We start from the raw sequence: 25,563 nt of genomic DNA, 5'->3' as shown, positions 1-25,563 counted from the left end.
CGGCGCCGGGCTCCGAGCATCCCACCCGACGTTCCGCGCGGAGGATCCACCGATGTCCGATCCGATCAACTCCGATCCGATCAACTCCGGTCCGATCAAATTCGATTCGAAGAACTCCGATCCGATGAACACCGGTCCGATGAACACCGATACGTCGGTTTCCGATCCGATGACGTCTCAGCCGATGGCGGCCGACCCGGTGGTGCCCGATCCGGCGGTGTCCGGCCCGATGACGGTGCTGGTGACCGGCGCCAGCGGCTTCGTGGGTGCCGAGGTGACCGCCCGGCTCACCGCCGCCGGTCACACCGTGCTGGCCGTGCTGCACCGCAACGGCGACCTCGTCCGCAACAACGGCAGAAGGCTCACGGCCGGTCCGGGCACCCTCACCCGGATGACCGGTGACATCACCCGCCCCGGCCTCGGGCTGAGCGGCGACGACCGGCGGCTCGCCGTCACCGCCGACCGGATCGTCCACTGCGCCGCCGTCACCGACTTCGGACTGCCACCGGGACGCTACGAGCGCGTCAACGTCGAGGGCACCCGGCACGTCCTGGGCGTCGCCCTGGCGGGCGGTGTCCCCCTGGTGCACGTCAGCACCGCCTACGTGTGCGGCGAACGCGACGGCACCGCGTACGAGGACGAACTCGACCTCGGCCAACGCCCCGGCAACGACTACGAGAAGAGCAAGCTGGCCGCGGAGACCCTCGTCCGCAAGGCCGCGGCGGACGGCCTGCCCGTCGCCGTGGTCCGCCCGAGCATCGTCACCGGAGCCTCCCGCACCGGCCGGGTCCGCGACCTCAAGACCATCTACCCCGTGCTCCGCGTCCTGACCAGAGGCCTGGTCCGCACCGTGCCCGGCCACCAGGACGCCGTCCTCGACCTGGTCCCGGTCGACCGGGTCGCCGACCTGGTGACGGAGGCCGCCACCCGGTTCCAGGACGCCGAGGGCCGCACCCTGCACGCCGTCGGCCACGAGCTGACCCTGCGCGACATGTCCGACGTCCTCGCCGAGTACCCGTCCCTCCACGTGCCGCGCTTCGTCCCCCCGTCCGCGTTCTCCGCCACGGCCCTGCCCGGCCGGGAACGCCCCTACTACGACCGTGTCGTCTCCCTGTACGCCCCCTACTTCCGGCGCCGCGTCCGTTTCGACGCCACCCACGCCGAGGCCTTCGGCCACCGCCCGCCCGCGACGGGCGCACATGCCTACCTGCGCCGCCTTCTCGACCACTGCCTCGCGACCGGCTACCTCGGCCCGCCCCCGCGCAAGGAGCCGGCCGCCGCCCGACCCGACGGGAGCACCCACCGATGACACCCGCCCACCCCACCGAACCCTCGTACGGCATACCCGTTTCACCCCTGCTGACCTGCCACCCCGACAAACAACGCCTGTACGGCGCGGACACCTACTACCAGGAGAGCCACGACCAGCTCGCCGCCCTCACCGGCGACATCACCGGCTTCGCCCACCGTCACGCGCTGCTGCTCCTCAAGCCCGACGCCGTCGTGGCCCGCAGGCTGGACGCGGCCGTGGACTGGCTGGCCGGGCTGGGCTTCAGGATCGTCGGCGCGGCTGTCACCCGGCTGACCCGCACCATGATCCGCTCCCTGTGGTACTTCCAGTGGAACCTCGCCACCCCCTACCGCAGGCGGCTGGCCGCACTCTTCCTGGAGGACGCCGACGCCCTCGTGCTCCTCGTCCGCCCCCGCCACGACCTGGACGTGCCCGCCTCGGTCGAACTCACCCGGCTCAAGGGACCCACGGACCCGGACGCCCGCCGGCCCGGCCAGCTGCGTCATCTCCTGGGCCGCTACAGCTACTTGCTGAACCTCGTGCACACCCCCGACGAACCCGCCGACGTCCTGCGCGAGTTGGCCGTCCACTTCGACGACGGCGAGCGCGACCGCCTGTTCCGCTCCGCCCTCGCCGACGAGGACCGCACCGGGCATGCCCGGGAACTGACCGGCCGGTTGTACGACGCGACCGCGCCCCGGGACCTCGCCTTCGACCCCGCCGTCGCCCGGCTGCGCGCCACCGTGTCCCGGCACCCGGGCGCCGACCCCTCCGCCACCCCGCGCACGCTGCTGGAGACCGCCTGGCGGCGGGGAGTCGACCTCGACCCGTGGGACGCCGTCATCGTCGGCTCGAAGGTGCTTCCCATGCGGCAGCCGGGCCGGACGCCCGTGCTGGACGGAGCCGACGCCGACACCTGGCGCCTTCACCTGGACACCCTCCGCGCCACCGCGAACTGAGGAGCGGCCCATGCAGTTCACCCGGACACTCCCCAAGGAACTGGTCCACCGTTACGCGGCCGCGGAGGTCTTCCTGACAGACTCCGAACGTCACGGCGAGAACGAGTTGCTGCTGGCCGCACGGTTCCCCCGCCGTCACGCCTTCTACGACGACACCCTCGGCCCCGCCGACCGCCTCGACCCCTTGCTGCTCCTCGAGGCGTGCCGGCAGGGCATCTTCGTGGTGGCCCACCGCTACCTCGGCGTCCGTCCGGGGCACAAGTTCCTGCTCAGGGCTGTCGAGTTCGAGGTGCCGGACCCGGCCGCCCTCACCCGGGAGGACCGGCCCACCGAGGCGGTCGTCGTCACCCGGATCGAGAAGCGGTTCCGGACCCGGGCCGAAGTGCGGGGCCTGCGCCTCTGCTTCACGCTGGCCATCGGCGGCCGGGAGGCACTGCTGGCCCGCATCGACTACTCCTGGATGCCGCCCGAGGACTGGACGCGTCTGAGGGCCGCACAGCGCCGTGCGCTCGGCCTTCCGGCCGTGCCCGTCGCCCTGCGCGGCGCACGCGTCGAGCCCGCACTCGTCGGCCGGCGCACCCCTGCCAACACGGTCATCTCCCCGCCGCGCACCGCGGACGACGGCACCCACACGGCAGACCTGGTCGCCGAGACCGGCCACCCGACCCTCTACGACCACTGGGTGGACCACGTGCCCGGCATGCTGGAGCTGGAGGCGTTCCGCCAACTCGCCCTGCGCGCCTGTGTGTCCGCCGGAACCGTTCGCACACCCAGCCCGCTGCCGGTCGCCCTGAGAGCACGGTTCCGACGTTTCGCCGAGATGGATCTGCCGCTGGTGTGCCGGACCGCTCCGGCCCGGCCGGGCGCCGACATCGAGTGCACCCTGCGCCAGCCAGGCACCCTGGCCGCCGAGGCCAGCATCAGGCTCGCCGACCCGGACATCCGGCCGGTTCGTTCCACGGCGGCCCCGACCACCCACAAGGCCGCATGAGTTCGGCCGTACCGAACCGAGACGCACCCCACCGGGAGGTCCCCGCAGTGCCCACTGCCGCCGCCCCGCACGTGCCCGCCCGACCGGGCCGGCATCTGCCCGCCCGCCCTGGCCGTCATGTTCCGGCTCGACTCGGCCGTTTCGTGCTGCGCATGTTCCGGCCGCAGATCTACGTCACCTACGGACTGCTGTGGGTCCTCGCCCTGGAGGGCACGGCGGCGGCCGCGTCCGGCACGGCCTGGCGTCCCTCCGGCACCACCGCGATCCGGGTCGTCAGCGTCGTACTGGCCCTGTTGTTCCTGCGGATGCTGGACGAACAGAAGGACCTCGCCCACGACCGTGTCCACCACCCGGACCGGCCGCTCGTCACCGGCGCGATCACCGCGGCCGAACTGCGCGGCGCGATGGTGGTGATCACCGTGGTGGTGACCGGTCTGAACGCGGCCCGCTCGACGACCGACGCCCTGCTGATTCTCGCGGCCCTCGGATACGGGCTGTTCCTCGCCCTGCTGGAACGGCTTGTTCCCGCCGTGGGCGAACGGCCCCTGCTCGGCCTGGCGTTCACCTACCCGGTCCAACTGCTGCTCGGCGGCTATGTCTACGGATCCCTCGTCGCCGCGGGAACCGTCACCGCCGACTGGCGCGGCGCCGTGCTGCTCGCCCTGTGCGCCTGTGTCTTCCTGCACTTCGAGTTCGCGCGCAAGACCGCCTGGGAAGCGCCCCCGGGCTCCCGGCTGTACTCGACCGCCCTCGGCCCGAGACGCGCCGCCGCGGTGACCGCGGGCTTCGCGGCCGGTGCCGTCGGCTGCGAGGTGGTGCTGCTCGCCCCGCACGGTGCGCTCGCCCTGCTGCCCTGCCTGGCGGCCGTCCTTCCCGCCCACGGCACCCGGCGGTTCCTGGCCGCCGGCCACGGTGGATGGCCGGTGCCCGCCGCGATCGCTTTCGTCGTGGCCACCCACCTCGCGCTGGCCGTCCGGGCGGTGCTGCTGCCATGACCGCCGAACTTCCTCTCTCCTGCGAGGAGTTGCTGACCACCACGCGGTCGGTGCGGTACGGCCTCGACCTGGACCGGGCGGTGGACCCGGCCCTGGTCGAGGACTGTCTGCGCATCGCGCTCCAGGCGCCGAGCGGCAACAACCGGCAGAACTGGCGCTGGATCGTGGTCACCGACCCGCGTGTCCGGGCGGATGTCGCCGAGGTGTACCGGGCCGCGTTCTACGAACGCAACTCCGCCCGTCTCGACCGGTCGGCGGACCTGCCCGAGGGCGTACGCTCGGTCCTCATCTCCGCCCGGGCGCTGGCCGACCGGCTGCACCGGGTACCGGTCCTGGTCATCCCGTGTCTCGAGGTGCCCGGCGGACAGTTGCCCAGGGGCAACCAGGCCGGTCTGTGGGCGTCGTTGCTGCCGGCCGCCTGGAGCTACGCGCTGGCCGCCCGCAGCCGGGGCCTGGTCACCGCCTGGACGGCGGTGCACCTGGACCGTGAACAGGAGGTCGCCGACCTGCTGGGCCTGCCGCCCACGGTCCGCCAGGGTGCCCTGCTGCCCACGGCCCACCCTCTGCGCGACACGTTCCGCCCGGGCCCGAGGCTGCCCCTGGACCAGGTCCTGCACCACGACGGCTGGCAGGGCACCCGGCAGGCCTGAAGCCCCGCGCGCAGGAACGACCGGCCGTTCCTGCGCGCGGGGCTCAACGGACTTCCGATGGCCGCCGCCCGCGCTTCAGCCGACCGTCGGGCTGGGCGTCGGGCTGTTGGTGTTCACGTTGAGGTCGGGGCGCGGGGTGAGGACGACCATTGGGGCACCGGGCTGCGGCGCGGGCGGCGTGAGCTGGTCCTTGGGGAGTGTGGGCGGGGCACTCTGCTGGGCGATGACCTGGGCGAAGTCGATGGTGCCGGTCTTCTCCATCATGGTGATGTGGTCGAGGACCGTGTCGTTGGCGAGGTCCGCGAGCTCGCGTACGAGGGAGTTGTTGGTATTGGCGCGCACCTTGGCGATCACCGAGAAGATGGAGCCGTGCGTGACGCGCAGGATGTTGGCGGTCACCGAGTCGAACTGCTTGCCGGTCAGGGCCGCGGAGGTCGCCACGAACTGCTGCTGCTGCGGAGACGCCTGGTTGGGCAGAGCGATGTTCAGCTGGACGGCGACCTTGCGGTCCAGATCGTCGAGACGGGCGTGACCCACGATCAGGTGCTTGCCGGCCTCCCGCATCGCCGCGGTCGAGCCCTTCTTGAGCGCGATCTCGCCCAAGGGGTACTCCCACAGCCCGGCCGCGCGGACCTTGACGACGAAGTCGCGGTCGCCCTCGGTGAGCGGGCCCCACTGGGTGTCCGCGATGACGCGGGTCTGAGCGCTGGACGCGGTCTGGAACCCGAGCATGGTCGGGTATGCCAGAGCGGCGAGAGTCAGAGTCACCGCGCCGCCCACGAAGACCGTTCCTGCCAAGTTGCGTGAGACGGGCATGATGCCTCCTGACGTATCGATCAGATTTCACAGGGGGTACGGATGTCACGGCCCCATTGATCATTTTGCTGGGTAAATTCTGACCTCTTTGCTGTGTTGTGCGTCACAGTCGGTGCACAGGGTGTCGGTTCGGTGCGGTGTGGTGCCGTCGGCGGCGCCGGGTCCAAGAGGCCGGCCGGGGAGTCGGCAGGGGCCCTCCGGCGGGCGTCCTCGGCAGGAACGTACGGGCGAACCGCCCTGCGCGTGCGGCGAGGTCCGCGAAATCGTCTCCATCAATCGATTGATCGGCGCCTCCCGGCGGCATATCCTCCCCGCCATGTCCGACTCGCCACCCGCCTCACCGGCCCCGGCCCCACCGCCCGCCGACGCCAGCCGCGAACGCATCATCGCGGCAGCCACCTCCCTCTTCGCCGACCACGGCTACGACGGCACGAGCACGCGGCGGATCGCCGCCGAGGCCGGGCTGAACATGGCCACCGTCGCCTACCACGTCGGCGGGAAGCCGGACCTCTACCGGGAGGTCATGCTCCGCGCCCACCTCGCCGAGCAGCGGGTGCTGACGGACGCGCTGGCCGCCTTCCGGGAGCTCGCGCCCACCGATCCGGCCGCGGCCGTCACCGGCCTGGTCGACCGCTACCTCGACTTCTGTCTCGACCAGCCGCACATCCCGGCCCTGTGGATGCGCCGCTGGCTCTCGGACGCCGCCGAGTTCGCGGATCTGGAGGCCGCCTACGCACGGCCGCTCATCGACGCGGTCGGCGACACCGTGCGCGAGGTCGTCCCGTCCGCGCCGCGGGCCGGATCCGCCGAGCCCGCCGACGTCGAGATGACCGTCTGGACGGTGCTGTGGAGCACCCACGGCTTCTGCCGCTCGGGCATCCGCTCCGAGGTCCCGCGCTTCCGCGCCCACCTGCGCGCCCTCGTCCTGCGTGAACTGGGGCTCGCCGCCCCGCAGCCGCGCGACCGGGAGCGCGGATGACGACCGCCCTGGTCCCCCCGGCCGTCGGCGACCTCACCCGGCGCCGCCTGTTCGTCTACGGACTCGGCTCGGTCGGCACCGGCGTCTTCTCCACCGTTCCCGGCCTGCTGCTCCTCTACTTCATGACCGACGCGCTCGGCGTCCCCGCCGGCATCGCCGGACTCGTCGTCACCCTGCCCAAGGCCTGGGACGCCGTGTTCAACCCGCTGGTCGGGGCGGCGAGCGACCGTGAGGCCGTCCGCACCGGCCGACGGACCCGGCTGCTCGTCGCCGGCGCGCTCGCGCTGCCCGCCGCGTTCGCGGCGATGTTCCTGTCACCGATGACCGGCACGGGCGCGGCGGTGTGGGTGGCGGTCACCTTCGTCCTGGCCGCGAGCGCCTTCTCCCTGTTCCAGGTGCCCTACGTCGCCCTGCCCGCCGAGATGTCCCCCGTGCCGTCCGTCCGCACCCGGATCATGGTCTGGCGGATCGTCTTCCTGACCCTGGGCATCCTCGTCGCGGGCGGTGCGGCACCCCTGGTGGTCGACGCCGCGGGCGGAGGCCGCAAGGGATACGGCGCGATGGGGCTGACCGTGGGCCTCGTCATCGCGGCGGTCCTGCTGGTGCCCGCGTTCGGCACCCGCTGGGTGCGCTCACGGCCCGGACCCGAACCCCTCGGACTGGTCGCAGCCTTCCGCACCGCACGCGGCAACCGCGCGTTCTTCGCGCTGCTGCTCTCCTTCGTGCTCCAGGCCGCGGCCGTCGCGATCATGCTCGCCGCCGCACCGTACGTCGCCACCTACCGCCTCGGCGGCTACGGCCTGACCTCGATGCTCTTCGTCTGCCTGGTGGCACCCAGCGCCGTCGCCGTCCCGCTCTGGGCCAAGGCCGCCGGACGGTGGGGACGGCTGCGCTGCCTCACCGTCGCCACCTGCGGCTACGCCCTCGGCGCCGCCGCCCTGCTCCCGGCCGCCGGAAGCGGCAGCGGAACCGTCGCGGTCGCCGCGACGCTCGCGCTCTGCGGGCTGCTCGGTGTCTGCTACGCGGCCCTCCAGGTCCTGCCGCTCGCCCTGCTGCCCGACACGGTGCACGCCGACACCGCCAGGACCGGACAGGTCCAGTCCGGCGCGTTCACCGGACTGTGGACGGCGGGGGAGACCGTCGGTCTCGCGGCCGGCCCCGGCGCCTACTCGATCGCCTTGGCCGCCACCGGCTTCGTCTCCTCGACCCTGGACCACCCGGTCGCCCAGTCCGCCACCGCGCGAACCGGGATCCTCCTGGGCTTCAGTCTCGTCCCCGCCCTGCTCATGCTGCTCTCCCTGCCCGCCCTGCGCGCCTACGGCCGACGCCGCGCCGTGCGAGAAACGGAAACCACCCGATGACGACCCCTCAGCAGACCGCCGCCGACGCCCCGGCCGCCCATCCGGGCCTGCCCGAGACCGGCCGCTCCGGCGCCGACCTCCTCGCCGAACTCGCCGTCCTCACCGCCGCCGACCTGCCCACCCGGGGCGGCAACACCACCGCCTACGTCTACGACAGCGGCCGTCCCGAAGTACGCGAGGCCGCCGAACAGGCCTACCTGACGATGATGGAGGTCAACGGTCTGGACCCGACCGCGTTCCCCAGCATCGTCGCCCTCGAACGCCAGGTCGTCGGCGCGACCGCCACCCGCCTCGGCGGCGACGACACCACCCCGGGCATCTTCACCAGCGGCGGAACCGAATCGATCATCCTCGCGGTGAAGGCCGCCCGGGACGCCCGCCCGGACGTCCTGGCCCCGGAGATCGTCGTGCCCGTCACCGCCCACGCCGCCTTCCACAAGGCCGGCAGCTATCTGCGGGTCACCGTGCGCAGCGCACCCGTCGACCCCGTGACCTACCGCGCCGACCCCGCCGCGATGGCCGAACTCTGCAACGAGAACACGGTCCTCGTCGTCGCCTCCGCACCCTCCTACGCCCACGGCGTCATCGACCCCGTCGCCGAGATAGCCGCCGACGCCGCCGGCCGCGGCATCCCCTGCCACGTCGACGCGTGCGTCGGAGGCTGGCTGCTGCCCTGGCTCGCCGAGGCCGGCGCGCCCGTCCCGGCCTTCGACCTCTCCGTCCCCGGCGTCACCTCCCTCTCCTGCGACCTGCACAAGTTCGGCTACGCCCCCAAGGGCGCCTCCGTTTTGCTGTTCCGCGACGAGGCCCTGCGTCTCGACGCCTACTACGCCTGCGCCACCTGGCCCGGCTACAGCGTCGTCAACTCCACGATCCAGAGCAGCAAGGGGGCCGGCCCGCTCGCCGGGGCGTGGGCCACCCTTCAGGCCCTCGGCGCCGACGGCTACCGCGAACTGGGCCGCGCCGCCCTCTCCGCGACCCGGGCACTGATCGGCGGCGTCCAGGAGATCGACGGCCTCACCGTCCTCGGCACCCCCGAGGCCACCCTGGTCGCCATCGGCACCGATCCGGCGGCCGAGACCCCGCTCGACCTCTTCGCCCTCGCCGACGAGACCCGCGCCCGGGGATTCTTCCTCCAGCCGCAGCTCAGCCTCGACGGGCTGCCGGCCAACCTGCACCTGACCCTCACCGGGGTCAGCGAGCGGGGCGTCGAGGACCTGCTCGCCGTCCTGCGTGAATGCGTGGACGTGGTCCGTCCGCTCGGGCCCCCGACGCCGCCCGCGGACATCGTCGACCTGCTCCGGCAGGTGGACCTGACCGAACTCGACAACGCCTCCTTCGCGGCACTGCTCCCGGCCGCGGGCGTCGACCTGAGCGGCGACAACGCGGCCCGGATGGCCCCGGTCAACCGCCTTCTGGACGCCCTCCCGGCGACGACCCGCGAGGTCATCGTCACCCGCTTCCTGTCCGCGCTCTACAGCCCTTACCTGGGCGGCTGAGCGCCGGGCCGGGACAACCGGTCCGCGTCGGCCGGGGCGGCGCCGCGCTCACCGCGCCGTGCGCTGCTTCCGGCCGCCCTGGCGCAGGCGCATCCCTCCGTAGACGAGATCGGCGACAAGGACGACGACGCCGATGACCAGCAGGTAGAACAGTCCGTGGGCGGCGACCCCGATGATGCCCAGGACGACCGCCACGAGAATCAGGAACAGAAACAGGCTCATCGGGCCCTCCCGGGCTCTCGGCGCGGATCAGCGACGGGCGAGACGCCGCTCGCCCTTGACACCCGGCGTGTACTCGAGTTCGTAGTGCGCGAAGACCTCCGGCTCGTCCGTGGCGGGCAGCACACCGTCCGTGTCGATGGAGGGGGCCCTCTTCACCAGACTCCGGTCGTGGGCGACCCTCAGGTAGCCCGGGCCGACGGTCGCCCGGTCCAGGGGGACGAACACCAGGCGGCGGCGGGTGGGAAGGCCCACGGTCACGGTGGCGAAGGAAGGATCGTCGGTGGCCGTGTCGACGTAGACGGACTCCAGGGTGCCGATCTTGTGGCCACCGGGGTCCACCACGTCGTGACCACGCCATTCGCGGATGTCACCTGCCTCGAACATCATGTGCCTCCGATGCGGGGGTTCCCCTTCGGGGGTTCCCCCGATCGCGGGTCTGATGCCTTGACGGCAGGGGGTGGGCCCTTTCCGCGTGCCGGCGATCGAGCGCAGCTCGTCGTGCAGGTCGTCGACAGGTCCCGGGAGGTGCTGCCCCTTGACGCGCGTGCGGTGGACGTTCTCCCGTGCCCCGGTGACCGCGTCCACCACCGGGATCCGGTGCAGACTGCCGTCCTCCTTGCCCACCAGACAGGGGTCGTTGCCGACCGACGCACGCATGCCGGTGCAGGCAACGTCCCTCCCAGAGTGGTGAGTTGGTACTCGACCCGTGAAGGTGCGTCGGGGTCCGCCTGCCGGTCGACCAGTCCGTTGAACTGCAGCCGCCGCGGAGCCAGAATGGCCGGATGCGCCGTCTCGTCGTCATCGACGCCCCGTCCAATCTCGGCCTCCGGCCGCCCGCTGAAGGCACCGTGCCCGGGTGCTACAAACTGGCGGGCGCGCTGCGGGAGCAACGGCTGGTGCAGCGGCTCGGGGCGTACGAGGGCGGAGTCGTCGTGCCGCCCCGCTACGACCGCGGCGGATGGGCGGAGGGCGGCGGTGTGTTCAACGCCGAGGCGATCGCCGCGTACAGCCGCAAGCTCGCCGACCGTGTCGAGCACCATGTCCGGGCGGGAGACTTCCCGGTCGTCCTGGGCGGGGACTGTTCCATCCAGCTCGGCGCCTCGCTCGCCCTCCGCCGCATCGGACGGTACGGACTCGTCGTCATCGACGGATCCGCGGACTTCCGGCACCCGGGCAACTCCGACCGGGTCGGTGCCGCGGGCGGCGAGGAGCTGGCCCTCGCGACCGGCCGTGGCCAGCGGGACCTGACGGACCTCGAAGGGCTGCGGCCGTATGTCAGGGACGACGATGTACGGGTCCTCGGCATCCGGGACTACGACGACGAGCGGGCCGAGCTCACCGAGTTGAAGATCATGAACGCGACGGTCGGGGAGATCCGGCAGTGGGGCGCCGGGGAGTTGGCGCGCGCGGTTCTGCAGACTCTCGAGGTGCCCGTGACCGAGGGGTTCTGGGTTCATCTGGACGCGGACGTGCTGGATCCGTCCGTCATGCCCGCCGTCGACAGCCCCGACCCCGACGGGCTGCTGCCCGACGAACTCGCCGCGCTGCTGCGGACCTTGGTGCGATCGGAGCGGTGCGTCGGCTTCAACCTCACCATCTACGACCCTGATCTCGACCCCGACGGCTCCTGCGCGGCCCTCCTCGCCGACCTCCTCCAGACGGCCTTCACCGGCGCTTGAACGACAGGCCCAAAGAGGCCGCCTTCCGGCTCGCGACCCTCTGGCGCCGCGTCGGCAGCGCTCCCGTTCCTCAGCTCGGGCCCGCTTCCTCGCTTCCGAGGTCGCGCCATCCCCTGTCGAGCAGGTCGAAGGCTCTGGTGATGACCTGCTGGGGGTCGTCGTGGGCGCGGGCGGCGTGCGGTGCTTCGAGGGCGAAGTGGGCCAGTGCGGTGCAGGCGGGATCGCCCGCGGGGAGGCCGCTTTCTTCGGCGATCACCTGGGCGAGCGCGGCCGTGTGGCGTAGCCACATGGCCTGGTGGTAGTCGCGCAGGGCCGTGGTGCTGTTCACCAGTGCGAGGAAGGTGGCGAAGCGGGGATCGCTTTCGGCGCCTGCCCTGCGGCGGCGCAGTGCGTGCTCGCGCAGGGCGTTCGGGATGGACTGGCCCGGGGGCCGCTCGCGTACGGCGGCGAGAAGGCCTTCCTCCAGATCGGATTCCTGGTCGAAGACGAGCGCCTCTTTGACGGGGAAGTGCTTGAAGAGCGTGGTGGTGGACACGTCTGCGGCGTCGGCGATCTCGCGGATGCCGACGTCGTCGTAGCCGCGCTCCAGGAACAGGCGCAGTGCGGCGTCGGCGATGGCCTGGCGAGTGGCCGCCTTCTTGCGCTCGCGGCGCCCTACGGGGGCCGGGGCGCTGTCGGCCAGGCGGGTGGGTTCGGACATAGAAGCAATCTACACCACTAGTTGTCTCGATTAAAAAGTTGAGTTGTTGCACTTATTGATTCGGTGTGCTCTTCTGGTGTGGTGGCCGCGAGGCACTGCCCGGCCCCCTTGCACCTCACCTCCCTCTGCCCGAATGGAGTGATCAGCCATGTCCGTGACCGCTCCCTTTCCCGCGGCAGGCCCCAGCGCCCCGCCGCCCCGCACGAACGGAGCACCACCATGAACACCGACCCCACCCCCCGCATCGCCGTCGTCGGAGCCGGCCCCGGCGGTCTGACCTGCGCGCGGATCCTCCAGCAGCACGGGATCAGCGTCACCGTCTACGACCACGAAGCCGGGCCGGAGGCCCGCGACCAGGGCGGCACCCTCGATCTGCACGAGGACAACGGCCAGATCGCCCTGCGCGAGGCCGGACTGCTGGACGACTTCTTCCGTCTCTGCCGCCCCGAAGGGCAGGAGATGCGCCAACTCGACCACGCGACGGGCACGATCGGCTTCCATCACCTCCCCGGGGAAGGCGAGCGCTTCAAGCCCGAGATCGACCGCGGACAGCTCCGCGACCTCCTCCTGAACTCCCTCCAGCCCGGCACCGTGCGCTGGGGCCACACCCTGCGTTCGGTCGGCGGCCCCTCTCAGGGACCCCGTCTGCTGCGCTTCACCGACGGAACGAGCGTCGAGGCCGATCTCGTCATCGGCGCCGACGGCGCCTGGTCCAAGGTGCGCCGCGTCCTCTCCGACGCCACGCCTCGGTACACCGGCATCAGCTTCCTCGAGGCGTGGTTCCACGACGTCGACAACCGGCACCCTGACCTCGCGGAACTCGTCGGCCGGGGCAGCGCCGCCGCGGGCGACGGCGAGCGCGGTCTGTTCGCCCAGCGCAACAGCGGCGACCACATCCGGGTTTACGTCATCCAGCGCGTACCCGCCGACTGGATCACCGCCGGGGGCCTCACACCCCAGGACACCGACGGCATCCGGGCCGTCCTCCTCGACCGCTACCGCGACTGGTCCCCCCGCCTGCGGCAGATGCTCCGCGACAATGACGGCCCCTACATCGACCGCCCGCTGTACGCACTGCCCGTCCCCCACACGTGGGAACACAACCCCACCGTCACTCTGCTCGGGGACGCCGCCCACCTCATGCCCCCGCTCGGCGTCGGCGTCAACCTCGCCATGCTCGACGCCTGCGAACTCGCTCTCGCCCTCGCCCGCCACGACACCATCGACGATGCCGTCCAGGGCTACGAGAAGACCATGCTGCCCCGTTCCGCCGAAATGCAATACGCCCTCGACGGCCGCGCCGAAGACCTGCTCTCCGACGAACCGCACGGCCCGAACGAGGGCGACAACCACTGACCGTACGGCCGCTGATGACCCATCACGGTGACGCGTCAATCGCCCCAACAGGCAAGCGAGGCCGCCCGGACGGGTCGGCGCCTCGCGATGCGTGCCAAGGATGTGTCGTCCGTCCACGGTGTCGATAGCCTGCCCCTCATGATCAAGGGTGAGGACGGGCGAGCCGGAGACGATCGTGAGGCGCATGACTGGGGTGCCACGCGATCGTGGGTGGAGAAGAGGCTCGCTGAAGGGGAGCGGATAGAAGGTGCCGAGCGCTTGCGAGGTGGTTGGACCTCGCACATGCGCAGCCTGCGCATTTCGGGGCCCGACGGTCGGCGGGTTCTGGTGCTGCGGTCCTTCGAGAAGCCCTTCTACGTCCGGCACGCGGATGGTTTGCTGTCCCGCGAAGCCGCGATTCTGCGCCTGCTCGGGGAGACGTCCGTGCCCGCTGCCGTGCTCGTGGACGTCGACTCGGCCGGGACGCGCTGCGACTACCCGTCCTTGCTGATGTCGTCGCTGCCCGGGTCCGTCCGCCTGGACGATCGAGATGCTGAGCGCCGGGCTGATCTGCTGGCCGCGCAACTGTTGCGCATTCATCGGATCGAGGTCCCCGCACAGGCGAGGCCGCGGACTTGGCAGGCCTGGACTTCGCCGGAACGGGTGACGCCACCTGAGTCCACGCTGCGGCCGGAGCTGTGGCAGCGGGCCGTCGATGTCATCCGGCAGGGTCCTCCCGATCACCGGTCCTGTTTCCTCCACCGGGACTTCCACCCGGGCAATGTTCTCTTCGAAGGCGAGGGGCACGACCTCCGTCTCAGCGGTGTGGTCGACTGGGTGGAGACCTCGTGGGGACCGGCCGACCTCGATGTGGCCCACTGTTCGACAGCCCTGGCCCTGCTCCACGGTGTTCCCCTGGGAATGAGCTTCGCGGACCGGTACCTCGCCGCGGGAGGGCGACTGGCCGAACGGCGCTCGGCGCACCTGTACTGGAGGCTCATCGACGCCCTGGCCTTCGCCCCGGACGCGGAGAAGGTCGCCGTCCCCTGGCGCGAACTGGGCCGCACGGATCTGACCCCTGCCCTGTTGACGAGCAGGCTCGAGAACTACATGGCTGCCCTGTTCGAGCGCTACGCGTAGACCCTGCCCGAAGCCCCTTCACCCGCACCGCCTCACCCCAGGGCGGCATGCCCAACGCCGGCAGCACGAACTACCAGTCCCGGACGGACTCGACTCCCGAGACGAGGCCGGCACGGACGTCTTCGTGGCCGGGGCCGTGGAGTGCCTCGGCCTCGTTCACGATGTGGTCCAGGGCGGCGAAGAGCTCTTCGCGCTCGACCGTCTCGATGAAGCCCGATCGGCGGTCGAGCTGATTGAACGCCTCACCGTAGGAACGCCCGATCTCCTCCACGCGGTTCAGTCGGTCGACTGCGGACTCTTCGGCGAGCACCTGAAGGATCGCCGTCCGCGTCGTCTTGTACTGGGCGACAGCCCGCTTGTAGACGGTGGTACTGATCGGCTCGCGGCCGTCCCAGTCGCGCAACGGGTTGTTCCGGTTCTCCTCGACCCATGCGGCCTTGCGGGCCTGGTGGACGGACACGTAGGTGCCTGCCGGGATCTCTGGTCGCCAGGTACCGCGCATGGCCGAGGCGTATTCGGCAGGGACGCTGTAGAGGTCCACCGATTCCAGCTCCGGCACGCGCTGCGGTCGAAGACTGTCCTCTCCGGTCATGCCGAACAGGTCGGCGATGCGGATCCTCTGGAGGGAGGACAACCTGTTCAGCTCGCCCGCGGCGGACAGGAGGCCAAGACGCCCATGCAGATGGAGCCAGGTCACCTCGGGGAAACACCGGACGAGTTGAGCGCAGTCGAGGGAGTCGATGTCCGTGATCGTCAACTGTGTGACCTGCGCTTGTGGTGCTGTTGACCGGCTGAGGAATTCATTGACCGTCTCTCCGGTGTACTCCGCCTTCCAGGCTTCGACCGGGTCCTCGTGGAGGCCGTTGTCCCACCGCCGTTGTCGGGCGAGTTGGTCGCCGAGGTGCCATCCGGAGGCCCAGGAGTTCGACGGTTCGTCATGGAGCAGGGGCATCGCTCCGATGACTCTGTGGCTGCGGGGCAGCACCCAGGTGTGGTTGCAGAAGGACAGCGTCCCGTTCCACGCGTGGTGGGTCAGCCTGAGCGGGACGACATCGCCGAGGTCGGCCACGGACGACGGTTCGGGTCCCGACCAGTCCAGCTCGAGCACGGCCGCCGTCTGTGAATCGGCATCGAGTCGGACTATCTGAGCGGCCGTCCACCTCCCAAGACTGCGCGAACGAGCGCTCACGACGTCACCGACCATGAGCGGCCTCGGCGGCACGGTCTGCTTCCGAATCGACATGCCGTGATGTTAACGGCGGCCGGGCGAGGGGGCAGCCAAGGTCCCCATGGCCGCCGCCCGCCGTCCGCCCGCCATCGAGGCCTACCGGCCGCCGTCACCGTCCGGCAGTCGGCGCAGCTTCGGCGAGGCGCCTGTACAACCCGGTCGGTGGCCGCCGGTGATCAGCGCACCACCTCGTCGGCCAGAAGGTCCATGAGAAGGCCGTCGTGCCAACTGCCGTCCAGGCCACGCTCGTACCGCCGCATGATGCCGACCGGGCGAAAGCCGACCTTGGCGTAGCAGCGGATCGCCGCGGCGTTGTCGGCCGCCGGGTCGATGATCAGGCGGTGATGGCCGTGGTCATCGATGAGGTGGCAGGCCAGTGTCCGTACGGCGTCGGTGCCCAGGCCCCTGCCGTGCACCGCGGGATCGAGGAAGAGGTCGATGCCGGCGTGCCGGTAGTCCGGCTCCTCCTCGGCGTGCCACTGGATCATGCCGATGATCCGCCCTTGATGGTTCACTGTCAGGCACCGGGTGTCGGCGTCCTGCAGATCGGCCGTGAGCTCCGCCTCGAGATCGTCCCCACCCCGCCATCGCGCACGTACTTCCGGCGTGGCCCGGATGGCGGCCAGCGCGGGGACGTCGTCCTGGAGGGTGGGCCGGAGAACGACGGAAGCGCCACGCAGCACGGTCATGGCGTGTGACCCTAGTGCGACCGGCCTCGAAGCGGCGCGCGCCGCGACGGGCTCAACGGGGATGGCGATTCTTGAAGGCGGCTTCGTTCGCAGCTCCGTGAACCACGGTGCCTGGCGCGCCGGAGGGGACAGTGCCCCGATCGTCCTGCCTCCCGACCGTGGGGCATCCTGTTGTCGTGAGTGATCCTCAATCGGCGTGGCAGGAATGGCTGAACAGCCTGGACGCGCCTCGGCAGGCTGCCGCGGAGTCGCTGCGTGCCCGGTTCAGTGCCCTCGGCGTGGCGGATCCTGTCGGCCTGATCAAGTCGGAGGTCGTCGAGGGTCTTCCGCAGCTCACGCGATCCGTGCTGCTGCGGAGCCTGTGGCAGGGTGCGATCGACGGCTGGGCCGACCCCGGCTCACTCGATCAACTGCCCTCCGCGCAGCGGCTTCTTGCCGCCGGGGCGGACCGCGGGGACCTTGTTCGCCTGGTGCGATCCGTGGCCTACGAGGCGGTGTTCGCGACGATCGAAGTACTGGACGCGGGCGGAGACGCGCACGTGTCGGGTGTGGAGGCCGGCTGGGTGGTCATGGAGTCGGGTGAAGACGGCTCTCCGACTGAGCGGCCCCTGTCGGGCCTGCACGAAGACCTCCTGACGACGGATCCCAGCGGGCGCGACGGAGCCGACCTCTGGGAATGAGGGCGGTGCTTCGCTTCGGACTCCTGCCCGCAACACACTGACTGACACAGCGTCCCGCCTCACCAGCTTCTGCGCGCCCCAGTAGTAGTTGTCATAGCCCATGAGGTCGCCGTATGCCTCGTCCATGCGCGCCTGGTCGGGTCTGCCGAAGGCGGCCAGGAGTTCCTCGTACGAGGTCAGATGGGCTCAGGTGGCGAAGCGGGGCAGATGCGGGCCGCTGGCGTCCGCGCGCTTGGTGGGGGTCGGTGCGGCATGAATGTCAGAGGTGTCTGTCAGGCTCTGGATATGGAGATGACGCTGCAACTGACGATCGACTGCGCCGACCCGCCGAGGCTGGTCGCGTTCTGGAGCGAGGCTCTGGGATACGTACCCGAACCCCCGCCGGGTGGCCATGCCACGTGGCGGGAGTACTGGGAAGACATGGGCGTGCCCGAGGAGGAGCTGCCCGCGGGTGCGGGCGACGTCCCGGAGTCGATCGTCGATCCCGCGGGACAAGGGCCCCGGGTGTGGTTCCAGCACGTTCCAGAACCCAAAGCCACCAAGAACCGAATCCATCTCGACCTGAAGGTCGGCGGCGGGCGCGACGTCCCGTTGGCGGTCCGCACACAGCGGGTCACCGCCACAGTGGACAGACTCGTCAAAGCCGGCGCCAGCGTGGTCCGGATCACGGATGCGCCGGACATGGGGCACTACGCCGTCCAGTTGCAGGACCCCGAGGGCAACGAATTCGACGTTGTCTAGCAGTCGTTCGGTCATGCTGCTCACGGCCGTCTGCTGAACAGGTGACGAGGACGGTCGCCTCGCAGTAGACCGCGACCTTGTCGTAGCGGCTCGCGACGGCACGTTGCCTCTGGAACCGACCGGTCACTCTCGCTTGCGTGCGCGACACGGTCCAGGCCGCCTACCGAGGGTTCGGGTGACCTTGGAGTCGAGATCGGAGAGAGTGGGCAATCCGGTCTGCCTGGTCGGCCGATACACGCTCGGGCTCCGGTCGCCGAAGCAGCTCGAAAACGCCCGGCCCGCGATGCTCTGGCCGCAGATCCTCCGCGCGCGGAACGATGTGGAAGTGCACGTGCGCGAATCCTTCGGCCTCGGCGAATTGGATGACGTAGGTCTTCGCGCACCCAGTCATGGCTCGGAGGGCCCGGGAGAGCTTGACCTGCCACAACCCCAGGCTGGATGCCTCGTCGTCGGTGAGGTCATGAACCGCGGCGACGTGGCGTCGAGGAAGGAGCACCAGCCAGCCCGGCAGTGCGGTGTTGAAGGCGTGGGCCACCCGCCAGTGCTGGTCATATGTCACGCACTCGCGTGGCGGAAGGTCGTCGAACTCCGCTTCCTGGCCACATGCAAAGCAGTCGGGAGTCGTCATGAACCGTGATCGTAGAACTGTCGCATGGGGAAATGCCTGTCGGCCTCCGTCGGCAGGCACGTCAGGAGGGCTCTTTCCCGAAGGAGTTCGCGCCGCCACCGCGTCCCCGAGCCGGTCCGCGCCGCCCTTCCGGGCACGGACCGGCTCGTTCTCCCGGAGGCGTCCCGTGTGTGTCAGGGCGCGGAGAAGGGCGGAGTGTCCTGAGCGCATCTCGTTCCGGGGCGCGGGAGGGTGCCGTCGATGAAGTAGCGGCTCTCGTGTGCGTTGATGCAACTGCTGGGGTTGAGCAGTGCGGTGTGCCCGTAGCCGGTGTTGGTGAGCAGGCGGGCGTCGGCCAGTTCCCTGGCCATGGCCTGCGCGTCGCGGTAGGGGGTGGAGGGGTCGTAGGCGGTGCCGACTACGAGGATGGGCTTGGACGTGGGCTTGTTCCACGGGCCGGTGTAGCGGTTGGCGGCCGTCGCCGGCCAGGTGGCACACGGCTCGGCGGCCCATGTCCAGAAGCGTCCGGCGTCGCCTGTCCGGGCCGCACTCGCCTCTTCGAGCCGGTGGTAGACCTGGGGATCACGCGGGTTGGGGCTGTCTCCGCAGAACACGGCCCCGGCCTGCTCCTCGCCCAGGTACGGGATCGGGTAGGGGAGAGGTGACGTGTCCGGGGTGGCGGGCTGCGGCTCTCTGCCCTGCCACAGGTCCTGGAGTCTGACGGCGAGTTGGGTCCATCCGGGGTGGACGATGTAGAGGCTGTTGATCGTGTCCGCCACCGTCCTGGCATATGTCCAGGTGCCCACCGGATGCGCCCGCAGGCGTGCCGTCAGCTGGTCGAACTTCTTCCTGGTGGCCCGCGGGCTGCCGGCGGAGAACGCGCACTGGGCCGGGCGGGATCCGCAGAGTTCGAGAAACTGCTCCAGCGTGGCCGCGGCGCTGTGGTCGGAGCCCATGCGCAGGAACGTCGGCAGCCGGGCGTCGTCCGAGGCGCGGTTCGTCCATGCCGTCGGGGCGATGTTGCTGTCGAGGGTCATGGCGCGGACCCGTGAGGGGAAGAGATTGGCGTAGGTGGCGCCGAGGATGGTGCCGTACGAGATGCCGAGGTAGTTGAGCTTCGGGTCGCCCGCCGCACGGCGGAGCTGGTCGAGGTCGCGGGCGCTGTCCTCGGTCGAGACATGGCGCAGCAGTTCGGGGTCGCGCTCGTCGCACAGGCGCCCCAGCTTCCGGTACGCGGAGATCCATTCCTGGCGTTCCTGCCGGCCGACCGGGAAGCCGGCCGGTTTGCTCGCGCTCCAGGCCTCGGCCTCCTCGGGACTCGCGAAGCAGTTCACTGCCGTGCTGTTGCCGATTCCACGAGGGTCCCAGCTCACGATGTCGAACCGCTCCCGGACCTTCTCGGGGAAGAAGTCGTAGTTCTGCGGCATCTGGACGGTTCCCGGTCCGCCCGGTCCGCCCGGGTTGAAGAACAGGGTCCCGATCCGCCGGCCGGGGCCGGTCGCCTTCCGCTTCACGACCGCGAGTTCGATGGTGCGCCCGCGGGGCTTGCCGTAATCCAGCGGGACACGTGCGGTCGCACAGTCGTACGAGCTGTTCCCGGCGCAGGCTCGCCAGTGCAGTTTCGACGCCGGCACGGAGGGTGCGGCACCGCCTTCGGCGGCGGCACTGGGCTGCCCGGCCAGTGCCGATGTGAAGGCCGCCAGCACGGCGACAGCCGCGGCGCCCCCGCGACGGCTCCCTCTGAGTACCGATCTGTACATGCCCGGTCCTTTCACGGCAGGCGTCCGACGCCGCCCCATGCGGACACCGGCACGCTTCCGTGCCAACGTCACCGGGATCCACGGGGGACGCCAGACGACGGCAGCCGAATGGCCCAGCCACGGCTTTGACCCTGAACTGCCGGACGCGGAACTCGAACCCGGTACGGGCACCGGCAACGCGCCCCACCGCAGCGTGCTGTTCGACAGCCCCGTGAGCGGGGCTGCCCAGGTCGGTTCCAAGACGTGATCACGCCAGACACCCCAAGACGATCCCGCCTGTGACCAGCGGTTACGAGGCAGCCCTCAGCAGTGGTATCCGTCCGGGCACTCGGGGAACAGCACTCCGAAAAACAAGAGGGAGAGAATCGGCGGAGTGGACACCGCGGCCATGACCAGGAATCGCGCGCGTGCCTGTCGCCGGTTGCTGACCCGAGCCACCACAAATCCCGCTGCCGGCGCGAGGGCGAAGGTGAACAGCCCCGTCAGGCCGAACACCCAGCCGATCTCTCGTCGCACGTCCGGCAATCCCATCGCACGCGCGATCGCCGGGGCGAACGTGATGAGGGGCGCAGACGCCCACCCCCACGACAGTGCCCTGATGATCCGATCCGCGCGTGCGGGCACCAGGTCGGTCGACCTCGTTTCCCCGCGGCGGCCTTCCGGAGCGGCCCCAGACGATGACATGCCCACATCGTAGGTGGCCGAGGGGAACCTACGGCCCTTCGCGGCCTTGACTCTCCCGTGAACGGGCCCGAACCCGCACGGCGCACAGGCCCCGGCGGTCCCAACGCCGCGTTGTGGTGGAACAGGAAGCGACCACCCATTTCGCTGCCGACCGCCCTGGGTGCCGCCGCCGTCTCCGTCACGGGGTGCGGCAGCACCGGCGATGAAGGACTGCCGGTGCGAGTGGTCAATGAGTCGGCGTGGGATGCCCTCGTGGCCGGTTGCCCGCTATGCGGCGAGCGTGGCCGGCTCGCCCAGGTGCGCGGCGGCTGTCCGCCAGGCTGCGGTCACCGCGGCTCGGGCACCTGCCGTGCGCGCGGCTTGGTCGCCGGACAGGACCAGCGGCGTGCCCACGTGGACGTGCAACTGAGGACGGCGCACCGGTGCCGTGGCCAGACCGGCGAGCTGCTTGACCACACCGCCTGAGACCATGCGCCGGGCACCGGCCTGGCCTACGGGTAGGACACGAGCGCCGGTGTACTCGGCGAGCCGGGCCAAGCCGCTGCGGAACTCGCCGGGGGCACCCTCCGCGGAGTCCTTGCGGCGGGGCAGACCCCCTTCGGCGTAGATGAGGAGATGGCGCCCCTGCCGAAGGGCTTCCGCGGCCAGATCGAGGGCGGCCGCGGCCCGCGGGCCGCCCCGGTGCACGGGGATGTGTCCTTCGCGGACGAGGGTGCGGCCAAGCACGGGGACACGCCACAGGCCTGCTGTCGCCATGATGACCGGTTCGATGCCAAGGCGGTACAGGGCGGCGACCACGATGACGGGGTCCGCGAGCGAGGTGTGATTGGCGGCGATGATGCTGCCGGGCTCAAGCTCGGCGGATGCGTCGGTGGTCACCGACAGACGCCCGAACGCGGGCACCAGCAAGTCGGCGGTGCGGCTGAGCACGAAAGGTCTCCCGGTCTGGACGGCGTTGATCCATATCCTCGCTCCTGGACGACGCCACGGCCTGAGTCCTCGTACTCATCTTGAGGGCCTTCGGATACTTCCCTCGGCATTGCGCCGCCGGCATCAGCCGACGTCGGGACAGTCGGCGCATCCGCAGGATTCCCTGATCACCAGGTGCACAACAGCGAAAGAGGGCTTCGATGAGGAGTGAGCCGGTCACCGAGGAGTCGATCGCCGAGGCACGGGCATCGGCCCGCGAGGAGCCGGGCAGCGGACTGTCGGTGCTCGCTCGGAGCCTGCTGGAGTTCTGGATCCGGCGATCTACCTCGATCTGGCGGGACGGACCCACGCGAGCCTCGAGACCGAACGCGAGGCGCTCCACCTCAAGCGCCGCATGGCCGCAGCCGAACCACGGCGCCGGACCGGACCGGTGATCTGGGACCTGTCGGCACTCGATCCCCCACAGTTGGCCGAGCTCGGGACCCTGCTGCACTGCCGGAACATCCGCCGATCGGTCACGTTCAACTGCGTTCCGCAGCAGTTCATCGAGAAGGTCACTCCGGACCTGGGCGAAAGCGTCGCCCTCGAACGCCGGCTTGCCACCGCCCGTGCGGACAGCGGCCGTCGACGCTTGATCCGATCTCTGACCGACCGAGCCATGGGTCACCTCGCCCGTACACGAAGTCCTCCCAGCAGCACGCACCATGACGGTCGATCACATGTACGACCGTGTGAGACCCTGCCGTGCGCGGACTTCTCGCCGCGGTAGACGGCGAACACCTCCGACACCCTGACCAGTGCCCGGAGCGGCGTGCGCTGTCCCCCGGTCGAGCACCGCTTACCGATCAACCCGAACCGAATCGAATTCCTGGGGGACTGATGAGCTCCATCATCCGTAAAGCGGCGAACCTCGCCGTTGTCACCGGTGCGGTCGCGGCCGTGTCCATGGCCGGCGCTCCGGCCGCGAACGCCGAGCCGGTCCAGCACGGCTGCGCGTACCCGTACGTCTGCTTCTACGTGGACCGGGCCGCCGTCACGGCCGGCCACCCCGCCGCCAAGTTCCAGGTCGTCACCAGCGGATTCCAGGACGTCACGTCCCGCGAGGGCTACATCGTCCTCAACACCCGCAACGACGACGTGGCCTACCTGCGCAGCAACGCGGGCACGCTCTGCGTCGGGCCGAACACGACCACCGTGATGAGCTCCGGCCTCACCATCAACGGCGTGAAGATCTCCAGCAGCGCGACCTGCTGACCTCGCGGCGGGCGCGCCCCGAGCGCGCCCGCTCACTCCGAACACGGCCGGCCCGCGCGGATGTGCTCGGGCCGGGTACCGACGCTTGCTGTCCGCGACCTGAGACAGCCGTCCCACGGGAGATGCCCCCGGCCCAAGAGGCCGCCGACCGGTGCACCGCGCTGACGACGGGCCCGCGACACCGGGGGATGATGGGGACGGAATGACGGAACGCGAAGTCAGGAGCTTCGATGGCGAAGCGGGTTCACCAACCCCGTGAGGACGCGGAGTTCGATTTCATCCTCGGGATGAGCAAAACCCCGGTCCTCGCCTACTTCACCGGGACATGGCCCAAGGCGATCGAGCCCTGCCGGGCGATGGACCTCGTCGTGGGTGCTGTCGCCGACGAATACGCGGGTCGCCTGACGGCAGTCCGCACCGATATCACGCGCTGTCCGTCGGCGACCGAGCGATACGGGGTCACCGGAGCCCCGTCCTACGTCCTGCTGAAGGAGGGCGAGGCGGTGGCGCAAGGCACGGGGCCCATGACCATCGCCGAGGTACGGAAGTTCCTGGACGGCCACCTCTGAGTGACAACCGAGGTACTGCGGCCGCGACATCGCACCCTGGCCCACCACCCCCATGCTCCTCGGGGCCGCTCGTGGCCACCGGAACCTCGGCTTGAGTTCTAACGGCACGGTGGATCGTGGGAGGGGCCAGAGCCCGACTCTCTCGTGAGCCGGGCGAGGTAGGTGTCCAGGGGTTGAACACGTCCCGGGAGGACGTCCCGGAGGTTCCACCAACGGATGCCCGCGATCTCTTCGGTGGCCTGGAAGTCCCGAACATCGGTGGTGCGGCCTGCGAACAACGCCAGGTACTCGGCTCGTTGGTCGGGTGCGAGTACGAAGCCCGCGTACCCGATGAACCGTAACGGTCCGTCGGGTACCTGGCCGCTCTCCTCCAGCAACTCGCGCGCGGCCGTCTGCCGAAGGGATTCACCTTCCTCAATGCGGCCGCCGGGCAGTTCCCACGCCTGGCGGAATCGATCGAAGACCATGAGGACACGGTCGGCGTGCCAGATGGCGACCAACGCCGCCGGCAGCGGCGCGTCACACGGTGGCGCGTCTTCGGTCCCGCGTGCGAAGGAGACCAGGTAATTGCCACGACCGTCGACCGCGAGAGGCGGAACGTGAGAATGGGGCACCTCGCTATGATTCCCCGTTCATCGCCGTGAAAGCCCGATCCGGTCATGACGGACGAACGACCGCGACGTTGAAGGGGTGACCGCGGCAATGCCGGATAGGGTCACCGGGGTCAGGACTCAGGACGTGGATGGGGTGTGTCGGGTGGCCCGGGTTGCGGTGCTCTCCGCGGGATCGTGGGGAACGACCATGGCGAAGGTCTTCGCCGACGCCGGCAACGACGTCGTGGCCCACGCCCGGCGGGCCGAGGTCGCCGAGGCGATCAACGTGCGGCATCGGAATCCGTCCTACCTGCCGGGTGTCCTCCTGCCGCCCCGCCTCCGGGCGACGACGAGCGCGGCAGAGGCCCTCGAAGGTGCGGCATACGTGGTGCTGTCGATCCCCGCGCAGACGCTACGGGAGAACCTCGCCGCCTGGGCCCCGCACATCGCCCCGGATGCGGTCGTCGTCAGCCTGATGAAGGGCATCGAGACGCACTCCGGTCTGCGCATGTCCGAGCTGGTCCACGAGGTGACGGGCATTTCGCGCGAGCGGATCGCCGTGCTGTCCGGGCCGAACCTGTCCCGGGAGATCGCCGACGGGCAGCCGGCCGCCTCCGTCATCGCCTGCCCCGACGAAACCGCGGCCGCCGCGGTCCAAAGGGCCTGCCACACTCCCTACTTCCGCCCGTACACGGCCACCGACGTGACGGGCTGCGAGCTCGGCGGCGCGACCAAGAACGTCATCGCCCTCGCCGTCGGGCTTGCCGCCGGTCTTGGCCTCGGCGACAACTCCCGCGCTCTGCTGATCACCCGCGGCCTCGCGGAGACCGCCCGGCTCGGCGCTGCGATGGGCGCCGACCCGCTCACCTTCTCCGGGCTCGCCGGGGCCGGCGACCTCATGGCCACCTGCTCCTCGCCCCTGTCCCGCAACCGCACCTTCGGCGAGCACCTCGGGCAGGGCATGAGCGTCGAGGAGGCCACCAAGGCGACGAACCAGACCGCGGAGGGCGTGAAGTCCTGCCGGGCCATCCTGGACCTGGCGCGGGCCCACGGGGCCGAGATGCCGATCACCGAAGTCGTCGCCGCCGTGATCGACGGTGAGGCCACCGTGGAAGACGCCGCCGCGGTCCTGCTGTCCCGCACCCCGAAACCGGAACACTACGGCGCCTGAAGCCATCAGCCGACCGGCGGGCCGGTCAAGCGTCCGGTGG

General features: G+C 70.6%; 28 protein-coding genes and 1 pseudogene. 17 read left to right on the top strand and 12 right to left on the bottom strand.

Annotation, left to right across the window (positions count from 1 at the left end; all coding sequences use genetic code 11):
• The first annotated feature begins 52 nt into the window (after positions 1-52).
• The 5 genes from OG410_RS02810 (at position 53) to OG410_RS02790 (ending at position 4,886) form a co-directional block, all read left to right on the top strand.
• Positions 53-1,309: an SDR family oxidoreductase gene (locus OG410_RS02810; protein ID WP_329297616.1), complete on the top strand. Its 1,257-nt coding sequence runs from the start codon at positions 53-55 to the stop codon at positions 1,307-1,309.
• Positions 1,306-2,250, top strand: coding sequence for a nucleoside-diphosphate kinase (locus tag OG410_RS02805; RefSeq protein WP_329297615.1), 945 nt, complete (start codon positions 1,306-1,308; stop codon positions 2,248-2,250). Before OG410_RS02810 ends, OG410_RS02805 begins: the two co-directional genes overlap by 4 nt.
• 10 nt (positions 2,251-2,260) lie before the next feature.
• On the top strand, positions 2,261-3,241 hold the full coding sequence (locus OG410_RS02800) for a ScbA/BarX family gamma-butyrolactone biosynthesis protein (RefSeq protein WP_329297614.1): 981 nt from the start codon (positions 2,261-2,263) through the stop codon (positions 3,239-3,241).
• Between the two features lie 152 nt (positions 3,242-3,393).
• Positions 3,394-4,236 carry a hypothetical protein gene (locus tag OG410_RS02795; RefSeq protein WP_329297613.1) on the top strand — a complete coding sequence of 281 codons (843 nt, stop codon included), beginning with the start codon at positions 3,394-3,396 and terminating at the stop codon, positions 4,234-4,236.
• Positions 4,233-4,886: a nitroreductase family protein gene (locus tag OG410_RS02790; RefSeq protein ID WP_329297612.1), complete on the top strand. Its 654-nt coding sequence runs from the start codon at positions 4,233-4,235 to the stop codon at positions 4,884-4,886. Before OG410_RS02795 ends, OG410_RS02790 begins: the two co-directional genes overlap by 4 nt.
• 75 nt (positions 4,887-4,961) lie before the next feature.
• Here OG410_RS02790 and OG410_RS02785 read toward each other — a convergent pair whose 3' ends face one another.
• Positions 4,962-5,702: a DUF4142 domain-containing protein gene (locus OG410_RS02785; RefSeq protein WP_329297611.1), complete on the bottom strand. Its 741-nt coding sequence runs from the start codon at positions 5,700-5,702 to the stop codon at positions 4,962-4,964.
• A gap of 316 nt (positions 5,703-6,018) precedes the next feature.
• Here OG410_RS02785 and OG410_RS02780 point away from each other — a divergent pair, with 316 nt between their 5' ends.
• Genes OG410_RS02780 through OG410_RS02770 form a run of 3 tightly spaced genes read left to right on the top strand, consistent with a single transcriptional unit; the run spans position 6,019 to position 9,541 of the window.
• Positions 6,019-6,681 (top strand): TetR/AcrR family transcriptional regulator, encoded by a 663-nt coding sequence (locus OG410_RS02780; protein WP_329297610.1) that lies wholly within the window; start codon positions 6,019-6,021, stop codon positions 6,679-6,681.
• Entirely contained in the window at positions 6,678-8,042 is a 1,365-nt protein-coding gene (locus OG410_RS02775; protein ID WP_329297609.1) for an MFS transporter, read from the top strand. The genes OG410_RS02780 and OG410_RS02775 overlap by 4 nt, the downstream gene beginning before the upstream one ends.
• Positions 8,039-9,541, top strand: coding sequence for a pyridoxal phosphate-dependent decarboxylase family protein (locus OG410_RS02770; RefSeq protein ID WP_329297608.1), 1,503 nt, complete (start codon positions 8,039-8,041; stop codon positions 9,539-9,541). The genes OG410_RS02775 and OG410_RS02770 overlap by 4 nt, the downstream gene beginning before the upstream one ends.
• A 48-nt stretch (positions 9,542-9,589) precedes the next feature.
• Here the strand turns inward: OG410_RS02770 and OG410_RS02765 are convergent, their stop codons facing one another.
• The 3 genes and pseudogenes from OG410_RS02765 to OG410_RS02755 form a co-directional block, all read right to left on the bottom strand.
• A complete protein-coding gene (locus tag OG410_RS02765) occupies positions 9,590-9,763 on the bottom strand; it encodes a hypothetical protein (protein ID WP_329297607.1) in 174 nt (57 codons plus the stop codon).
• A gap of 27 nt (positions 9,764-9,790) precedes the next feature.
• Positions 9,791-10,147: a PRC-barrel domain-containing protein gene (locus tag OG410_RS02760; protein ID WP_328458709.1), complete on the bottom strand. Its 357-nt coding sequence runs from the start codon at positions 10,145-10,147 to the stop codon at positions 9,791-9,793.
• Between the two features lie 275 nt (positions 10,148-10,422).
• Positions 10,423-10,527: pseudogene (locus OG410_RS02755) on the bottom strand (winged helix-turn-helix transcriptional regulator); the annotation flags it as partial.
• Between the two features lie 18 nt (positions 10,528-10,545).
• On the opposite strand from OG410_RS02755, the gene OG410_RS02750 reads away from it, so the two are divergent.
• Positions 10,546-11,442, top strand: a complete 897-nt coding sequence (locus OG410_RS02750) for an arginase family protein (RefSeq protein WP_329297606.1) — start codon at positions 10,546-10,548, stop codon at positions 11,440-11,442.
• 70 nt (positions 11,443-11,512) lie between these two features.
• Here the strand turns inward: OG410_RS02750 and OG410_RS02745 are convergent, their stop codons facing one another.
• Positions 11,513-12,142 (bottom strand): TetR/AcrR family transcriptional regulator, encoded by a 630-nt coding sequence (locus OG410_RS02745; protein WP_329297605.1) that lies wholly within the window; start codon positions 12,140-12,142, stop codon positions 11,513-11,515.
• 219 nt (positions 12,143-12,361) lie between these two features.
• On the opposite strand from OG410_RS02745, the gene OG410_RS02740 reads away from it, so the two are divergent.
• Both OG410_RS02740 and OG410_RS02735 read left to right on the top strand, forming a co-directional pair.
• The gene (locus OG410_RS02740) at positions 12,362-13,498 is read left to right on the top strand and encodes an FAD-dependent oxidoreductase (protein WP_329297604.1); all 1,137 of its coding nucleotides are present in this window, start codon (positions 12,362-12,364) and stop codon (positions 13,496-13,498) included.
• A 138-nt stretch (positions 13,499-13,636) separates the two neighbouring features.
• A complete protein-coding gene (locus OG410_RS02735) occupies positions 13,637-14,617 on the top strand; it encodes a phosphotransferase family protein (RefSeq protein ID WP_329297603.1) in 981 nt (326 codons plus the stop codon).
• Positions 14,618-14,687: 70 nt separating this feature from the next.
• Here OG410_RS02735 and OG410_RS02730 read toward each other — a convergent pair whose 3' ends face one another.
• Positions 14,688-15,860: a hypothetical protein gene (locus OG410_RS02730; RefSeq protein WP_329297602.1), complete on the bottom strand. Its 1,173-nt coding sequence runs from the start codon at positions 15,858-15,860 to the stop codon at positions 14,688-14,690.
• Between the two features lie 161 nt (positions 15,861-16,021).
• Complete coding sequence (locus tag OG410_RS02725) at positions 16,022-16,534, bottom strand: GNAT family N-acetyltransferase (RefSeq protein WP_329297601.1); 513 nt, start codon at positions 16,532-16,534, stop codon at positions 16,022-16,024.
• 176 nt (positions 16,535-16,710) lie between these two features.
• Here OG410_RS02725 and OG410_RS02720 point away from each other — a divergent pair, with 176 nt between their 5' ends.
• A complete protein-coding gene (locus OG410_RS02720; RefSeq protein ID WP_329297600.1) occupies positions 16,711-17,214 on the top strand; it encodes a hypothetical protein in 504 nt (167 codons plus the stop codon).
• 285 nt (positions 17,215-17,499) lie between these two features.
• The gene (locus OG410_RS02715; protein WP_329297599.1) at positions 17,500-17,955 is read left to right on the top strand and encodes a VOC family protein; all 456 of its coding nucleotides are present in this window, start codon (positions 17,500-17,502) and stop codon (positions 17,953-17,955) included.
• A gap of 160 nt (positions 17,956-18,115) precedes the next feature.
• Here the strand turns inward: OG410_RS02715 and OG410_RS02710 are convergent, their stop codons facing one another.
• Positions 18,116-18,583: an HIT family protein gene (locus tag OG410_RS02710; RefSeq protein ID WP_329297598.1), complete on the bottom strand. Its 468-nt coding sequence runs from the start codon at positions 18,581-18,583 to the stop codon at positions 18,116-18,118.
• Between the two features lie 173 nt (positions 18,584-18,756).
• Positions 18,757-20,322 (bottom strand): alpha/beta hydrolase, encoded by a 1,566-nt coding sequence (locus OG410_RS02705; RefSeq protein ID WP_329297597.1) that lies wholly within the window; start codon positions 20,320-20,322, stop codon positions 18,757-18,759.
• Between OG410_RS02705 and OG410_RS02700 the strand changes: the two genes are divergently transcribed.
• Entirely contained in the window at positions 20,321-20,569 is a 249-nt protein-coding gene (locus OG410_RS02700) for a hypothetical protein (RefSeq protein WP_329297596.1), read from the top strand. The two genes, OG410_RS02705 and OG410_RS02700, sit on opposite strands and share 2 nt — an antisense overlap.
• A 56-nt stretch (positions 20,570-20,625) precedes the next feature.
• Here the strand turns inward: OG410_RS02700 and OG410_RS02695 are convergent, their stop codons facing one another.
• Both OG410_RS02695 and OG410_RS02690 read right to left on the bottom strand, forming a co-directional pair.
• The gene (locus OG410_RS02695) at positions 20,626-21,006 is read right to left on the bottom strand and encodes a hypothetical protein (protein WP_329297595.1); all 381 of its coding nucleotides are present in this window, start codon (positions 21,004-21,006) and stop codon (positions 20,626-20,628) included.
• 267 nt (positions 21,007-21,273) lie between these two features.
• Complete coding sequence (locus tag OG410_RS02690; RefSeq protein WP_329297594.1) at positions 21,274-21,936, bottom strand: lysophospholipid acyltransferase family protein; 663 nt, start codon at positions 21,934-21,936, stop codon at positions 21,274-21,276.
• An 879-nt stretch (positions 21,937-22,815) separates the two neighbouring features.
• Between OG410_RS02690 and OG410_RS02685 the strand changes: the two genes are divergently transcribed.
• A complete protein-coding gene (locus OG410_RS02685; RefSeq protein WP_329297593.1) occupies positions 22,816-23,190 on the top strand; it encodes a hypothetical protein in 375 nt (124 codons plus the stop codon).
• 230 nt (positions 23,191-23,420) lie between these two features.
• Complete coding sequence (locus OG410_RS02680; RefSeq protein WP_329297592.1) at positions 23,421-23,759, top strand: thioredoxin family protein; 339 nt, start codon at positions 23,421-23,423, stop codon at positions 23,757-23,759.
• Between the two features lie 98 nt (positions 23,760-23,857).
• Here OG410_RS02680 and OG410_RS02675 read toward each other — a convergent pair whose 3' ends face one another.
• Positions 23,858-24,373, bottom strand: a complete 516-nt coding sequence (locus tag OG410_RS02675; protein WP_329297591.1) for an NUDIX hydrolase — start codon at positions 24,371-24,373, stop codon at positions 23,858-23,860.
• Between the two features lie 88 nt (positions 24,374-24,461).
• Between OG410_RS02675 and OG410_RS02670 the strand changes: the two genes are divergently transcribed.
• Complete coding sequence (locus OG410_RS02670; protein WP_329297590.1) at positions 24,462-25,523, top strand: NAD(P)H-dependent glycerol-3-phosphate dehydrogenase; 1,062 nt, start codon at positions 24,462-24,464, stop codon at positions 25,521-25,523.
• The last annotated feature ends 40 nt before the right edge of the window (positions 25,524-25,563 follow it).

The organism is Streptomyces sp. NBC_00659, from assembly GCF_036226925.1.
In the GTDB taxonomy this organism is placed as follows: domain Bacteria; phylum Actinomycetota; class Actinomycetes; order Streptomycetales; family Streptomycetaceae; genus Streptomyces.
The sequence above is the reverse complement of the archived record's forward strand: the minus strand, read 5'-3'. Positions and strand labels throughout refer to the sequence as shown.